Source organism: Youhaiella tibetensis, assembly GCF_008000755.1.
Taxonomy (GTDB): Bacteria; Pseudomonadota; Alphaproteobacteria; order Rhizobiales; family Devosiaceae; genus Paradevosia; species Paradevosia tibetensis.
Genome location: NZ_CP041690.1, coordinates 2,453,880 through 2,468,748, shown reverse-complemented (window position 1 = coordinate 2,468,748; position 14,869 = coordinate 2,453,880). Strand labels below are relative to the sequence as shown.

Sequence of the window (14,869 nt, the reverse complement as noted above, 5' to 3'; positions counted from 1 at the left end):
CGGGGCGTCCTACACCGCCGCGAATTGCTGCAGGCGGGTTCCCACATTCAGGAATTGCTGCGGATTGACCGCCGTCTCGTTGCGGCGCACCTCGAAATGGAGGTGCGGGCCGGTCGAGCGCCCGGTCGAGCCGACCTTGGCGATCGGCGTGCCTGTCGCCACCATCTGGCCCTGCTTGACCAGGAAGGCCGAGAGGTGCGCGTAGCGGGTGACGAGGCCGTTGCCGTGGTCGACCTCAACCACATTGCCATATCCCGATTGCTGGCCGACGAAGGTGACGGTGCCGGCGCCCGCGCTGAGCACCGACGTACCTGAGGGGGCCGGGAAGTCGATGCCCGAGTGAAAGGCGGCGCGGCCGGTGAAGGGGTCGCGCCGGTTGCCGAAGCTCGAGCTCTGGCGCAAGGCGCCGTCGAAGGGCTTGTGCACCGGGGCGGTGTCGATGGCCTGCCGGGCGGCCTTGAAGCGCAGGAGCGCGGACATGACGGTATTGGCGTCCTCGACCAGATCGTCGGACTGGGCACCTTCGACCGGCGGCAGGAAGGGGCCGCCCACCGCGTCGGCGGTGTCGGGCATTTGCGGCTGGATGCCGATGCCCTTCAGTTCGGTCAGGATCGCGTCGGTGGACTGGGTCGCCGACTGGGAGATGGAAGCGAGGGCCGAGCGCGATTCATCCATCATCTGCCTGACGCCGGCGGCCGCCGCGGCGACCTGTTCGTCGGCGCTTCCCAGCAGAAGCGGGGGCGTTCCGGGCGAAGCGGTGGCGGCAATCGGGGCAGTGGCGAGGCCCAGTTCGGAGGCCTTCTCGGCCAGTGCCTTGACGTATTGGTGCTGCTCGGAAAGCACTTCCTGCTGCTGGGCGATCTCGTGCAACTGCAGGTTGATGTCGCCGGTCTGGGCATAGTTGCGCGAATGCAGGCGGTCCACCTCGAGCCGGAGCTGGGCGACGCGATCCTCGTAGGCCGAGATCACCTGGTTGTTCTGGCCGTTGATGATGCCGGCGATGTCCGGGCTCATCAGGAAGCCGACGAGGGTCAGCGCGTTCGTGGCGACGAGGCCGGCGAACAATCCATAGAAAAGACCCGGGTGAATTCCGGGTCTCGGCTTGCTTGTGCCGGTATCGGCTTTCGTCTGTCCGAAGCGCTTGGCCTTGGCCTGATCACGCACGCGCCAATCTCCCGCACGCACCCCATGTACATTGCGGCAGGATGACAAATCATGGTTAATGAAAGGCCAATCAGGCCTTTGCCATCAATGCCCTGGTCGCCTCGAGAACCTCTTCGGGGTGGCCTTTTACGCGCTTGACCGTCCAGATGTTGGCGACGGTGCCGTCCGGGGCGACGAGGATGGTGGTGCGCACCAGGCCCAGGTATTCGCGTCCGAAAGTCTTCTTGGGTTGCCAGAGGTCGAAAGCGGCGATGGCCTTGTGGTCGGGGTCGGCGCCGAGAATGGGCGCCAGGTCGTATTTGGCGCGGAACCGGGCGTGGCTGGCCACCGAATCCTCCGAGATTCCGACCAGTTTCGCACCGAGCGCGGCGAATTCGGCAGAGAGCCGGCTGAACTCGAGGTTCTCATTGGTGCAGGTTTCGGTATCGTCTGTACCGTAAAAGTAGAGAACGACTGGGCTACCCTTTTGCGCCGAGAGCCGGAACGGGGTACCGCTATCGGTTTCTATTTCAAAATCGGGAGCGGGGGTGCCAGGTGCGATCGCGGTCATGGTCAATTTGTCCTAAATCCCCTTGAAGACAGTCAAAACGGGGTGTTGGTGCCATATTCGAGCCAGTATCATGGAGCAAGTGGCGGCTTGCACCGGTTGATTCTCGGCGGTGGTCCCAGATCCTCACGCACTAGCGGCCGGGCATTGAGTCGGAAACCAGTGAACGCAATCGGTGAGCCAAGCCCCCCGCGCTCGCGGTCGGTACCGCGTTTGGCGGCCAAGGTCTGCGCCTGGATCGTCGGCATTCCGCTTGCGCTGCTTATCCTGCTCTATCTGGTCCTCCTGGTCACGCCCATTCCGCTGCCGTTCGCGCGCGAGCCGGTGCGCATTGCTCTCACGTCATCGCTCCCCGAAGGCGTGGCGCTCGAGCTGGGCGACATGTCCCTGGCGCTCGAAAACGCCGTGGTTCCGGTGCTCAAGTTCACGCCGGTCACCTACAAGGACAGCAAGAGCGGGGGCAGGGTGAGCATGGAGGCGCTCGACGTGGGCTTCTCCCCGTTCCGGGCGCTGCTGGGGCAACCGGGCGCCAGCATCACCATGGTCCGGCCGCACATCCAGATGGTGCAGGATCTCCTGGGTCCGCGCCTGAGCACGTTCGAGGTGGTGGAGGATGCCGAGGGCGGCACGGCCACCGTGCGCGTGCTCGAGGGCACCGATGCTTTTCCCAAGGTCGCGATTTCATCGAGCGGGCTCGACGTGCGCGGCGACATCCCGGCGTCCGTCCAGGGCGGCCTGCGCTCGGACAACGACTGGCTGATCTATAACCTGGAGGCGGCCGAGGCGAGCCTGCGCGACGTGGTCAAGCAGGCCGATGACGGGGTGTTCTCGCGCCTTATCATCAAGGACGGCGTTCTGGATATGAACGATTCCGTCTACGGCCTCTATCGTCAGTTCAAGGACATCACGCTCGATGTCGCCCCCAAGGCGAACGGGCGCGAGACGGTCGGCAATTTCTCGGCGTCGCTGGGCGGGCGCAAGATGGCGGGCAGCATCTCGCGCGTCCTCAACGAGGACGGCACCTCACAGATCAATGCCGATATCGCCAATATCGACTTCGCCTCGATCATGCCGTTCATCGACGATCCGGCGAGCGTGATGGCCATCCGCGGCGCCGGGGCGCTCTCGATCAACGTCAATTTCGACGAGGCCACCGGCAAGGTCCTGGGCGGCAAGTTCCATATCGACATGACCGGCACGGACCTGCGAGTGGGCAAGGACTACTTCCCCATCGCCAGCTCCATCATGGAGGTCACCTGGACGCCCGAGACCGGCGCCTTCGAGCTGGCGGACTCTGAACTGCGCGTCGGGCAGAGCTCTGCCCACATCGCGGGGCTCTTCAAGCTGGGGCTGGACGACACCTACGGGCCGACCGTGGGGATTTCCATCACGGCCCATGACGTCAGCCTGCATCCGGACGACATGGATGCGGCCGCCGTGCCGCTGGACGAAGTCTCGTTCACGGGCTGGTCGGCTCCGCTCTATGGCGCGCTGGGCATCGACCAGCTCGCGGCCAAGAAGGGCGACGGGCGCGTGGCGGTCAAGGGACGGCTCGACATGCTCCAGGCCGGCATCGGGCTCGATATCACGCTGGCGGGCGAGAAGATGTCCGCCGACGACGCCAAGCGCCTCTGGCCTTATTTCCTGGCCGAGGACTCGCGCGACTGGTTCGTCAAGAATGTCGCCGACGGAGAGGTCGCCAGCGCCAACATGCGCTTCAACTTCCCGGTGGGAACGCTGGCGGTCGCAGGCGAGGAAAAGCCGATCCCGCAGGGCGCCATGTCCATCGACATGGTCGGCGAGGGCGTGGTGGTGCGCGCCACCGAGACCATGCAGCCGGTGGCCATCGACGGGAACACCCGCCTCAACGTGCGCGACAATGACGTCACCATCTCCGCCGACGGCGGCAAGATCCCAACGGCGGGCGGCGACATCACCGTTTCCAATGCCGCTCTCGTCATCGACAGCAGCGTGCCAAAGGTCCGCACGCTCGAAATATCGGGCGACGTGCAGGGCGAGATCAAGGCGCTCCTGGCGCTGGCCAAGGACCAGCAGCCGGAGGCTGTGGCGGGCGCCAACCTGCCGATCAAGCTCGATGCCCTGGGCGGCCACGTCTCCATCGATGTGGTGGCCACCGTGCAGGTGGGGGAAACGAACGCCATCAACCAGATCGACTACGTGCTCAACGGCGCGGTCCGCAATTTCGTGAGCACCGAGCCGATCCAGGACCGGTCCATCAAGAACGGGCAACTGGCCTTCAGCGCCACGCAGGCGGGCTATCACGTCACCGGGTCGGCCGATATCGACGGCATGACGGCCGATCTTTCGGTCGAGGGCACGCCCACCAGCGACCCGGTCTTCCAGCTGGGCTCGACCCTCGATGTCAAGGAACTGGCCAGTATGGGCTTTGATGCCTCCCAGTTCCTTTCCGGGCAGGTGCGCTTCGTGGCCTCGCCGCTGAGCGATGGCTCGATCGCCATGGGCGTCGATCTCGAAAACGCCGCGCTCGATATCGCCGATCTCGGCATCCGCAAGGCCAAGGGCGTCAAGGGCGTGCTCAAGGCTACGGTGCGCCAGGATGGCAAGCTGACCGAGCTCAACGACGTGTCCCTGGTCTTCGGCGACGTCAACCTCATGGGCAACCTGGTGTTCGATGGCGAAAAGAAGCAGCTCTCTTCGGCCAAGTTCGATACCTTTGCCCTCAGTCCGGGCGATAGCGCCCAGGTGGCGCTCGCGCCCATCGATGGCGGCTACTCGGTCTCGATCAAAGGCGATCAGCTCGATCTCAAGCCCATGCTGCAGCGCTTCTTCGGCCTGGGCGAGGGTTCGCTGGGCAGTGTGGCCTCAACCAGCTTCAACCAGACCATTGCGCTCGACGTGAGCCTCAAGCGGGCCGTGGGCTTCTATCTCACCACCGCCTATAACCTCGAGCTCAGCCTCAAGCTGCGCGGCAGCGACCTGCAGCGGGTGAGCATGCAGGCGCAGCTGGGCGACGACAACGCCATTTCGGTCACCACCAATCCGACGCCGGACGGCAACTCGATCTCGGTGGCGTTCAACGACTTCGGCACGCTGCTGCGCCTCATCGGTGTCTACCCGCGCGTCGAGGGCGGCGAAGGCAGCCTGGTGCTGGCGACCAACAGCAAGGAAAAGGTCGGTAACGGCCAGGTGCGGTTGCGCAACTTCTCGCTGATCGACGAGGACAAGGTGGCCGAGGTCCTGGGCAACCACCAGGGTTCGCGCCAGTTGATCGCCAAGCAAAACAAGCTGGCTTTCCGCAGCGCCGAACTCAATTTCATCCGCCGTTCGGATCGCATCGAGGTGACCGACGCCATGCTGGCGGGCGATGCGGTCGGCGGCACGCTCAAGGGCTTCATCTATACCGACAAGCGCCAGTACGATCTGGCCGGCACCTACGTGCCGCTCTTCGGGCTCAACAGCGCCTTTGCCAAGGTGCCGCTCTTCGGCCCGCTCCTGGCGGGCCCGGACGGGGCGGGCATGTTCGGGGTCACCTTCGCCATTCGCGGCGCTCTGGAGAACCCGGACTTCAAGATCAATCCGGCCTCGCTGCTTGCCGTCGGCGCCTTCCGCTCGCTCTTCGAATTCCGCGCCAAGGAACTGCCGCGGGAATAGAAAAAGGCCCGGTCGCTGGACCGGGCCTTCCTCAATTCATGTGATCGGGATCAGACCGGTCTGATCAGCGCGTGGCGCTTCTTGCCGACCGAGAGCTTGATGACGCCTTCGGGCAGGACCTTGTTCTCGCCCAGGGTGGCGCGCTCGTCCTCGACCAGCTCGTCGTTGACGCGCACGGCGCCCGAGGTGATGTGGCGGCGCGCTTCCCCGTTCGAGGCGGCCAGGCCTGCCGCCACCAGCGCCGCCTGGATGCCCAGTCCGGCATTGAGCTCGCCGCGCGCGACTTCGGCGGTCGGCAGCGACAGGTCGATGGCGCCCGCCTCGAAGGTAGCGCGGGCCGTCTCAGCGGCCTCGTCGGCTGCCGCGCGGCCATGGACGATGGCGGTGGTTTCCGTTGCCAGCACCTTCTTGGCTTCGTTGATCTCGTTGCCGCCCAGTGCCTCGAGCCTGGCGATCTCGCTCAGCGGCAGGCGGGTGAAGATCTTGAGGAAGCGGCCGACATCGGCGTCTTCGGTGTTGCGGAAGTACTGCCAGAAGTCATAGGGCGAGAAGTTCTCGGGGTTGAGCCAGACGGCGCCCGAGGCGGACTTGCCCATCTTTTCGCCCGAGGACTTGGTGAGGAGCGGCGTGGTCAGCGCGTAGAGCTGAGGGCCGCCCATGCGGTGGCTCAGGTCCACGCCGTTGATGATGTTGCCCCACTGGTCCGAGCCGCCCATCTGCAGCACCGTGCCGTAGCGGCGGTTGAGCTCGGTGAAGTCGTAGCCCTGCATGATCATGTAGTTGAACTCGAGGAAGCTCAACGACTGCTCGCGGTCGAGGCGCAGCTTGACGCTGTCGAAGCTGAGCATGCGGTTGACCGAGAAGTGCCGGCCAACGTCGCGCAGGAACTCGACATAGTTGAGCTTGAGGAGCCAGTCGGCGTTGTTGACCATGATGGCGTCGTTCGGCCCGTCGCCGAACGTCATGATCTTGGCGAAGATCTTCTTGATGCCGGCGATGTTCTCTTCGATCTGTTCGACCGTGAGGAGCTTGCGCTGGTCGTCGCGGAAGGACGGGTCGCCCACCATCGAGGTGCCGCCGCCCATCAGGGCGATCGGGCGGTGCCCGGTCGCCTGCATCCAGTAGAGCATGGTGGCGGTGATGAGATTGCCGATATGCAGGCTCGTCGCCGTGGCGTCATAGCCGACATAGCCCGTGATCGGCCCCTTGAGGGCCAGCGCATCCAGACCTTCCGGATCGGAAATCTGGTGGATGAAACCGCGCTCGTCGAGGACGTTCAGGAAGTCGGACTTGAAGGCCATGGTTCAGGCTCTGATGGTTCTGGTGGTCTAGGGGGAGAGGAAGGGCCTTAGCGGCCCTTGCCGGCGGCGATCTCGGCGCGGCGGCGGTCGAGATACTCGGCCGAACGTTCGGTCAGCTCGTCGATCTTGCCTTCGAAGAAATGGTTGGCGCCTTCCACGATCTGCTGCTCGATGGTGATGCCCTTCTGCGTCTTGAGCTTGTCCACCAGCTTCTGGACCGACTGGGGCGGAGCCACGCGGTCCTTGTCGCCATGGATGATGAGGCCCGAAGACGGGCAGGGGGCCAGGAACGAGAAGTCGTAGAGGTTTTCCGGCGGCGCCACCGAGATGAAGCCTTCCACTTCCGGACGGCGCATCAGCAGCTGCATGCCGATCCAGGCGCCGAACGAGAAGCCGGCGATCCAGCAGCCGCGGCTTTCGCGGTTGAGGGTCTGGAGCCAGTCGAGGGCGGCGGCGGCATCGGAAAGTTCGCCGATGCCGTGGTCGAAGACGCCCTGCGAGCGGCCGACGCCGCGCGAGTTGAAGCGCAGGACCGAGAAGCCGCGCTGGGCGAACATGTAGAAGAGGTTGTAGACGATCTGGTTGTTCATCGTGCCCCCGAATTCGGGGTGCGGATGCAGCACGATGGCGATAGGCGCGTTCGGTTCCTTACCTGGCTGGTAGCGGCCCTCGATGCGTCCTTCCGGACCGTTGAAAATCACTTCTGGCATGTGTTCGTTTCCCGTGAGCTTATGTGGCCCGGTTTGTGCGGAATTCTCCACGACAGGTCCGGCTGCGCGGCTTGACGAAAGCGCAGGCGCTGCCTAAAACATGCGTGAAAAAACCAGTTTAGAATTGTTCGAAACTCGGTTTCGCCCTTAATATAGGGCACGCGAGCGCTCCTTGTAGAGAAAGTGAGCGTCCGATTTCAAGAATTGTTTCGGCTAGGAGCGGGCGCACGGGCGCCACATGTGGCTTTGATGACGCGATCGGCGATCTACCTCGACCACAATGCCTCCGCTCCGCTGCTGCCGGAGGCGCGGGCGGCGATGCTTGCTGCGCTCGATCTGGTCGGCAATCCTTCCTCCGTTCACGGCCACGGCCGGGCGTTGCGCAACCTCATCGAAACCGGCCGGGATCAGGTCGCCAGGCTAGCCGGAGCCGAGCGCAAGCAGGTCGTCTTTACTGGTTCCGCGACCGAGGCCATCACCCAGGCCATCGTCGGCGGAGCCAAAGCCCTCAAGGTCGAGCGGATCGTCATCAGTGCGGGTGAGCATGCCGCTGTCGGCAAGGCCGCCGAAGCGACCGGATTGCCGGTAGTGGTGGTCGGGCTCGATGCCGATGGCGTTATCCGCACCGATGAGATCGCGGTTGCCTTGCAGCAGGATGGCATCGCGCTGGTGGCCGTCCATGCGGTCAACAACGAGACCGGTGTCGTTCAGCCGCTCGCAAAGATCGAAGCGCTGGTGGGCCCGACGCCGCATTATCTCTTCATTGATGCTGTACAGGCTCTCGGAAAGCTCGATCTCGATTTTGCCGCGCGCCCGGCCGACATGATGGCGCTGAGCGCCCACAAGATCGGCGGTCCGGTCGGAATCGGCGCGCTGCTGGTCAAGAGCCATGCCGATACCGTGCGGCTCATTCCGGGCGGCGGGCAGGAGCAGGGGCGGCGCGGCGGCACGGAATCGGCTAGCCTGGTTGCCGGGTTCGGCGCGGCAGCCGAAGCCTTTGCCCAACACTACGATGCCGCGCTGGTTGCAAAGCTGACATTCGAACTCATGTATAGACTGCGTGAGCTGAATGGTGATCTTGTCGTATTCGGCGAAAAAGCTCAGCGAGTGGGTAACGTCGTCGATTTTGCGGTGCCCGGCCTCAAGAACGCCGTGGCGATGATGGGTCTGGACCTGATGGGGATTTCCGTCTCCTCGGGCTCTGCCTGTTCGTCCGGCAAGGTCGGGCCGAGCCACGTGCTGGCGGCGATGGGTGTTGCCCCCGAACTTTCAGACTGCGCGCTGCGCGCCAGCCTGGGATGGAATTCCACCGAAGAGGACGTCTCGGCGTTTCTCTCGGGATTTGAACAGGTCCTGGACCGGCACCGGCGCCGGCAGGGACAGGCGGCGTAGCGGCCGCCAGGTAGGAGAAGAACAATGGCTGCGTTCGATATTCCGACGCTCAAGGAAAACATCGACCACGATACGGTCGAGAAGGTCCTGGCTCTCGACGTCGACAAGTACAAGTACGGCTTCGAGACCGAGATCGAGACCGATCTGGCGCCCAAGGGGCTCAACGAAGACATCGTTCGCCTGATCTCGGCCAAGAAGAACGAGCCGGAATGGATGCTGGAGTGGCGCCTGGATGCCTATCGGCGCTGGCTGACCATGGCCGAGCCGAACTGGGCCAAGGTTCACTATCCCAAGATCGACTTCCAGGAGATCCACTACTACGCCGCTCCCAAGAGCACGACGGGCCCCAAGAGCCTGGCGGAAGTCGATCCCGAATTGCTGCGCACCTATGAAAAGCTCGGTATCCCGCTCAAGGAGCAGGCGATCCTGGCTGGCGTCGAGGGTGCGGCCGAGACCCCGTTCGGCTCGAACGTGGCAGTCGATGCGGTGTTCGACTCGGTTTCCGTGGTCACCACGTTCCGCGAGGAACTGGCCAAGCACGGCATCATCTTTTGCTCGATCTCCGAGGCGGTTCGCGAATATCCCGATCTCGTCAAGCAGTACCTCGGCTCGGTCGTGCCGGTGACCGACAACTATTACGCCACGCTCAATTCGGCGGTCTTCACGGACGGATCGTTCGTCTACATCCCCAAGGGCGTTCGCTGCCCGATGGAGCTGTCGACCTATTTCCGCATCAACGAGAAGAAGACCGGCCAGTTCGAGCGCACGCTGATCATCGCCGACGAAGGCTCCTATGTGAGCTATCTCGAGGGCTGCACGGCGCCCTCGCGCGACGAAAATCAGCTCCATGCCGCCGTGGTCGAGCTCGTTGCCCTCACCGATGCCGAGATCAAGTATTCGACGGTCCAGAACTGGTATCCGGGCGACAAGGACGGCAAGGGCGGTATCTATAACTTCGTCACCAAGCGCGGCGATTGCCGTGGCGACCGTTCCAAGATTTCCTGGACGCAGGTGGAGACCGGCTCGGCCATCACCTGGAAGTATCCGAGCTGTATCCTGCGCGGCGACGGTTCGAGCGGCGAGTTTTACTCGATCGCCATTTCCAACGGCTACCAGCAGGTCGACAGCGGCACCAAGATGCTGCACCTGGGCAAGAACACCACGAGCCGGATCATTTCCAAGGGCATCGCGGCGGGCTTCTCGGACAACACCTATCGCGGCCAGGTCTCGGCGCATGCCAAGGCCAAGAACGCCCGCAACTTCACGCAGTGCGACAGCCTGCTGATCGGTGACCGGTGCGGCGCGCATACCGTGCCCTATATCGAGAGCAAGAACGCTTCCACGGTCTTCGAGCACGAGGCAACCACCTCGAAAATCTCGGACGACCAGATGTTCTACTGCCTGCAGCGCGGGCTTTCGGAAGAAGAAGCGGTGGCGCTGATCGTCAACGGCTTCGTGCGCGACGTGCTTCAGCACCTGCCGATGGAATTCATGGTCGAGACGCAAAAGCTCATTTCGATCAGCCTCGAAGGCAGCGTGGGATGATGAGCAATCCCGCCCGCCCGATTGCCTCCATTGGCGACCTGGCCCTGGAGGCCTTTGAAGAAGGAAGCCTCTACAGGGGGAGTGACGCGTCGTTCGCGTCGCTTCTCGGGCTCAGCGGCCTCGGCATTCGATACAACGAAGTGCCGGCCGGCATGTCGTCTTGTCCGTTTCACAATCATCACGTGGAAGAGGAAATGTTCATCATCCTTGAGGGTGAAGGGACATATCGGTTCGGACCGGCAAGCTACGCATTCAAGGCGGGCGACGTGCTCGGCGCGCCGGCCGGTGGGCGTGAAACTGCCCACCAGATCATCAATACAGGCAGCAACGCGTTGCGATACCTGGGTGTATCAACGGTCGCTGCCACGGAAGTCTGTGAATATCCGGATTCCGGCAAGTTCCTGGTCAGCAGTCGTGCTGGCACGGAGCGGTTACGCCACATCGGGCGCGCCGGCGAACACAATCTTGACTACTGGGACGGCGAGCCTGGCGCCTGAGGCGCCGATCGCAGCGACTACCATTGGAGACCGAAATGACCACCCCGATGCTTGAAATCCGCGATCTGCATGTTCGCATCGAAGAGCGCGAAATCCTCAAGGGCGTGAACCTGGTGCTGCCCAAGGGCGAAGTGCATGCCATCATGGGCCGGAATGGCTCGGGCAAGTCGACGCTTTCGTACGTGCTGGCCGGCAAGGAAGACTACGAAGTCACGAGCGGCGAAATCCTGCTCGATGGCGAGAACATCCTCGAGATGGAGCCCGACGAGCGCGCTGCCGCCGGCATTTTCCTGGCGTTCCAGTACCCGATCGAAATTCCGGGCGTCGCCACCATGACCTTCCTAAAGGCTGCTATGAACGCGCAGCGCAAGGCGCGCGACGAAGGCGAGCTTTCGACGCCCGAGTTCATGAAGGCCGTCAAGGAAGCCGGCAGCCGCCTCCATATCGACAGCGACATGCTCAAGCGTGCGCTCAATGTCGGTTTCTCGGGCGGCGAGAAGAAGCGCGCCGAAATTCTGCAGATGGCGCTGCTCCAGCCCAAGATGTGCATCCTCGACGAGACCGATTCCGGGCTCGACATCGATGCGCTCAAGGTGGTTTCGGAAGGCGTCAACGCGCTGCGTTCGCCCGAGCGGTCCATGCTCGTCATCACGCACTACCAGCGCCTGCTCAACCACATTGTTCCCGATGTCGTGCACGTCTTCTCGGACGGCAAGATCGTCGAGAGCGGCGGCAAGGAACTGGCGCTCGAGCTCGAAGCCAAGGGCTATGCCGATTTCGACGAAGACGCGGCGGCTTGAACCAGATGAATGTAGCTTTCCCCGTCCGGCTCGGGCCGGCTGAAAACACACTGATCGAGCAGCTCAACGCTGCCGGCGCCGCTGACCAGGCCGAGCGCCTGGCCGGTGCAGGCCTGCCGACGCGCCGCGTCGAGACCTATCACTATACCGACCTCAAGACCCTGCTGCGCAGCGTTCCGCCGCTGGCCGGGGCCGCGACTTCCGCCAGCGCTCCGGCGCTCGAAGTTCCCGGCGCCTTCCAGCTCATGATCGCGAACGGCCAGGTGCAGGCGCACGGCACGGCTCCAGCCGGCGTCATCGTCGGCAAGGCCGAGGGCTCGGCGCTCACCACCCGTGACGACGTGATCGTGCGGCTCAACACCGCGCTCGCCAAGGAAAGCCTGGTGCTCAACCTCGACGGCTCGGTCGATCCGGTCATCCAGATCGATCGCCGCACCGAGGGTGCCGCTGCGCATGCTTCCAGCTCCGCTCGCATCTTCGTGGCCGACAACGGCTCGGCGACCATCATCGAGACCTATTCGGGCAGCCAGGAAGCGCATCTCGCCAACCACGCGACCTATCTCGATGTCGGCGCGAACGCCAACGTGACCCACATCACGGTGGATCTATCGGCCAAGGCTTCGACCCACTTTGCCACCGTCGAGTACCAGATCGGCGAAAACGCCAAGCTGCGCTCGCTGGTGATCCATGCCGGCGCCGCGCTCGAGCGTACCCAGATCTTCTCGCGCTTCGCGGGCGAGGGGGCTTATGCCGATTTCACCGGGCTCAATCTCGTCAATGATGGGCAGCACGGGGACATCACGCTCAACGTCAACCACGAAGTGCCCAATACGGCCAGCAAGGAACTCTACAAGCAGATCGCCCGCGGGCGTTCGCGCGCCGTGTTCCAGGGCAAGATCGTGGTGGAGCGGGATTCCCAGAAGACCGATTCCAAGATGATGATGCAGGGCCTGATGCTCTCGGACGAAGCCGAGATCCTCTCCAAGCCCGAGCTCGAAATCTATGCGGACGACGTGGTCTGCGGGCACGGCTCGACCTGCGGCAAGCTTGACGAGGACTGGCTGTTCTACCTCGTCAGCCGCGGTATCCCCAAGGAAGAGGCCGAGACCATGCTGGTCCGCGGCTTCCTCGAGGAACTGCTCGATCCGATCGAGGACGAGGCTCTCAACGAGGCGCTCAAGGCGATCGTGGATAGCTGGCTGCTGGGCAAATGAGCTTCGACCTCGCAAAGGTCCGAGCGGATTTTCCGATCCTTTCGGAGAAGATCCACGGGCAAAGGCTGGTTTATCTCGATAGCGGTGCATCGGCGCAGAAGCCGGTGCAGGTGCTGGACCGGATGGACTATGCCCATCGGCACGAATACGCCAACGTCCATCGCGGGCTGCACACGCTCGCGAACCGGGCCACCGAGGCCTATGAGGGCGGCCGCGAGGCTGCCCGGCGCCTGCTGAACGCGAAAAAGGTCGAAGAGATCATCTTCACCAAGTCCGCGACCGAAGCGATCAATCTCGTCGCGTCGTCCTTCGCGGGCCCGCGCATTTCCGAGGGTGACGAGATCGTCGTCACCATCATGGAGCACCATTCCAACATCGTGCCCTGGCATTTCCATCGGGAGCGCAAGGGCGCGGTGCTCAAGTTCGTCGATGTCCGCGACGACGGCAGCTTCGATATCGATGCCTTCGAGAAGGCGTTGTCCCCCAAGACCAGGATGGTTGCGGTGACGCATATGTCGAACGTGCTGGGCACGGTGACGCCGATCAAGGACGTCATCGAGATCGCCCATGCCCGCGGCATTCCGGTGCTGGTCGACGGGAGCCAGGGCGCCGTTCACCTCAAGGTGGACGTGCAGGACCTCGATGTCGATTTCTACGTCGCCACCGGCCACAAGCTCTATGGCCCCACCGGCATCGGCATTCTCTACGGCAAGTTCGACCTGCTCAAGGACATGCAGCCCTATCAGGGCGGTGGCGAGATGATCGATACGGTGACCGTCGACGGCATCACCTATAACGAGCCGCCGCACCGTTTCGAGGCCGGCACCCCGCCTATCGTCCAGGCCATCGGCCTTGGCGCGGCCATCGACTACGTCGATGCTCTCGGTCGCGATGCCGTGGCGGAACATGAAGCAGAACTAACGGCTTACGCCCAGGAGCGCTTGCAGAGAATCAACTCGCTGCGTCTCATCGGCACCGCGCCGGGCAAGGGCGGCATCTTCTCGTTCGCCATCGACGGCGCTCACGCCCACGACATTTCGACGATCCTCGACCGCTACGGCATCGCCGTGCGGGCAGGGACCCATTGCGCTATGCCGCTACTCAACAGATTTGGCGTCACCTCTACATGCCGGGCCTCGTTCGGCCTATATAACGGCAAGGACGATGTCGATGCGCTGGTTGAGGGCATCGAAAAAGCGCGTACTTTCTTCGCTTGAGGCGATAATCGATGACTGAAGAAGCTGAAACCAAGGTCGAGGCGAACGCCAGCGAGGCTCCGGTGCGGATCGAGACGGTGCATACCAGCGCCGGCTTGCCCGAGGACGAGGTCGCGCGGATCACGGGCGACCTGATCGGCGCTCTCAAGACCGTCTACGACCCGGAAATCCCGGTCGACATCTATGAACTCGGCCTCGTCTATAAGGTCGATCTGGATGACAACCGGAACCTCACGATCGACATGACGTTGACCGCTCCGGGCTGCCCGGTTGCCGGCGAGATGCCCGGCTGGGTCGAAAATGCGGCCCGGGCCGTGGAAGGCATCCAGGACGTGACCGTCAACATGGTCTTCGATCCGCCGTGGACGCCCGACCGCATGAGCGAGGAAGCCCAGGTCGCCCTCAACTGGTGGTAGGCATTTCGCGTCGGACGTGCTATATCGTCATCTAACGATGGATGGTGACTGAATGCCCTTCAAGATCATGAGCCTGAGCGATGCCGCTGCCGAGCGCATCCGTGAAATCATGGAAGACAGCGATGAGCCGGTTATCGGCGTGCGCGTCGGCGTCAAGAACGCCGGCTGCGCCGGCATGGCCTATACGCTGAACTACCTCAAGGAACCCGTGCCGGGCGACGACCACGTCGCCGAAAAGGGCGTGGATGTCTATGTCGAGCCCAAGGCCACGCTGTTCCTCCTCGGAACGGTGATGGACTACAAGGAGAGCAAGATGAGCTCCGGGTTCACGTTCGACAATCCCAACAAGACCGGCGAATGCGGTTGCGGCGAAAGCGTCCAGCTCAAGCCCGCCGATCTCAAGGCCCTGGCCGAGGCTCGCGCTCACGTCTGA

At 63.5% G+C, this 14,869-nt stretch carries 13 protein-coding genes; 9 read left to right on the top strand and 4 right to left on the bottom strand.

Going from position 1 to position 14,869, the window contains the following annotated elements:
* Positions 1-9: 9 nt before the first annotated feature.
* Both FNA67_RS11915 and FNA67_RS11910 read right to left on the bottom strand, forming a co-directional pair.
* Entirely contained in the window at positions 10-1,164 is a 1,155-nt protein-coding gene (locus tag FNA67_RS11915; protein WP_147656167.1) for a M23 family metallopeptidase, read from the bottom strand.
* Positions 1,165-1,234: 70 nt separating this feature from the next.
* A complete protein-coding gene (locus FNA67_RS11910) occupies positions 1,235-1,714 on the bottom strand; it encodes a peroxiredoxin (protein WP_147656166.1) in 480 nt (159 codons plus the stop codon).
* A gap of 210 nt (positions 1,715-1,924) precedes the next feature.
* Here FNA67_RS11910 and FNA67_RS11905 point away from each other — a divergent pair, with 210 nt between their 5' ends.
* Complete coding sequence (locus FNA67_RS11905; RefSeq protein ID WP_147656165.1) at positions 1,925-5,344, top strand: DUF3971 domain-containing protein; 3,420 nt, start codon at positions 1,925-1,927, stop codon at positions 5,342-5,344.
* Positions 5,345-5,394: 50 nt separating this feature from the next.
* Here FNA67_RS11905 and tyrS read toward each other — a convergent pair whose 3' ends face one another.
* Positions 5,395-6,645 (bottom strand): tyrosine--tRNA ligase, encoded by a 1,251-nt coding sequence (tyrS, locus tag FNA67_RS11900; protein ID WP_147656164.1) that lies wholly within the window; start codon positions 6,643-6,645, stop codon positions 5,395-5,397.
* 47 nt (positions 6,646-6,692) lie between these two features.
* Positions 6,693-7,355 (bottom strand): alpha/beta hydrolase, encoded by a 663-nt coding sequence (locus FNA67_RS11895; RefSeq protein WP_049705375.1) that lies wholly within the window; start codon positions 7,353-7,355, stop codon positions 6,693-6,695.
* 249 nt (positions 7,356-7,604) lie between these two features.
* Here FNA67_RS11895 and FNA67_RS11890 point away from each other — a divergent pair, with 249 nt between their 5' ends.
* From FNA67_RS11890 to FNA67_RS11855, 8 genes are read left to right on the top strand one after another with little or no spacing between them, the layout of a single operon-like run.
* On the top strand, positions 7,605-8,747 hold the full coding sequence (locus FNA67_RS11890; protein WP_147656163.1) for a cysteine desulfurase family protein: 1,143 nt from the start codon (positions 7,605-7,607) through the stop codon (positions 8,745-8,747).
* 24 nt (positions 8,748-8,771) lie between these two features.
* Positions 8,772-10,292, top strand: a complete 1,521-nt coding sequence (gene sufB, locus FNA67_RS11885; RefSeq protein WP_145976739.1) for a Fe-S cluster assembly protein SufB — start codon at positions 8,772-8,774, stop codon at positions 10,290-10,292.
* On the top strand, positions 10,292-10,789 hold the full coding sequence (locus tag FNA67_RS11880; RefSeq protein WP_147656162.1) for a cupin domain-containing protein: 498 nt from the start codon (positions 10,292-10,294) through the stop codon (positions 10,787-10,789). Before sufB ends, FNA67_RS11880 begins: the two co-directional genes overlap by 1 nt.
* A gap of 47 nt (positions 10,790-10,836) precedes the next feature.
* Positions 10,837-11,589 carry a Fe-S cluster assembly ATPase SufC gene (gene sufC / locus FNA67_RS11875; protein ID WP_147658190.1) on the top strand — a complete coding sequence of 251 codons (753 nt, stop codon included), beginning with the start codon at positions 10,837-10,839 and terminating at the stop codon, positions 11,587-11,589.
* A 5-nt stretch (positions 11,590-11,594) separates the two neighbouring features.
* Positions 11,595-12,803: a Fe-S cluster assembly protein SufD gene (gene sufD / locus FNA67_RS11870; protein ID WP_147656161.1), complete on the top strand. Its 1,209-nt coding sequence runs from the start codon at positions 11,595-11,597 to the stop codon at positions 12,801-12,803.
* Complete coding sequence (locus tag FNA67_RS11865) at positions 12,800-14,020, top strand: cysteine desulfurase (protein ID WP_147656160.1); 1,221 nt, start codon at positions 12,800-12,802, stop codon at positions 14,018-14,020. The genes sufD and FNA67_RS11865 overlap by 4 nt, the downstream gene beginning before the upstream one ends.
* A gap of 11 nt (positions 14,021-14,031) precedes the next feature.
* Positions 14,032-14,436 (top strand): SUF system Fe-S cluster assembly protein, encoded by a 405-nt coding sequence (locus FNA67_RS11860; RefSeq protein WP_082202124.1) that lies wholly within the window; start codon positions 14,032-14,034, stop codon positions 14,434-14,436.
* 52 nt (positions 14,437-14,488) lie between these two features.
* Positions 14,489-14,869: a HesB/IscA family protein gene (locus FNA67_RS11855; protein WP_049705371.1), complete on the top strand. Its 381-nt coding sequence runs from the start codon at positions 14,489-14,491 to the stop codon at positions 14,867-14,869.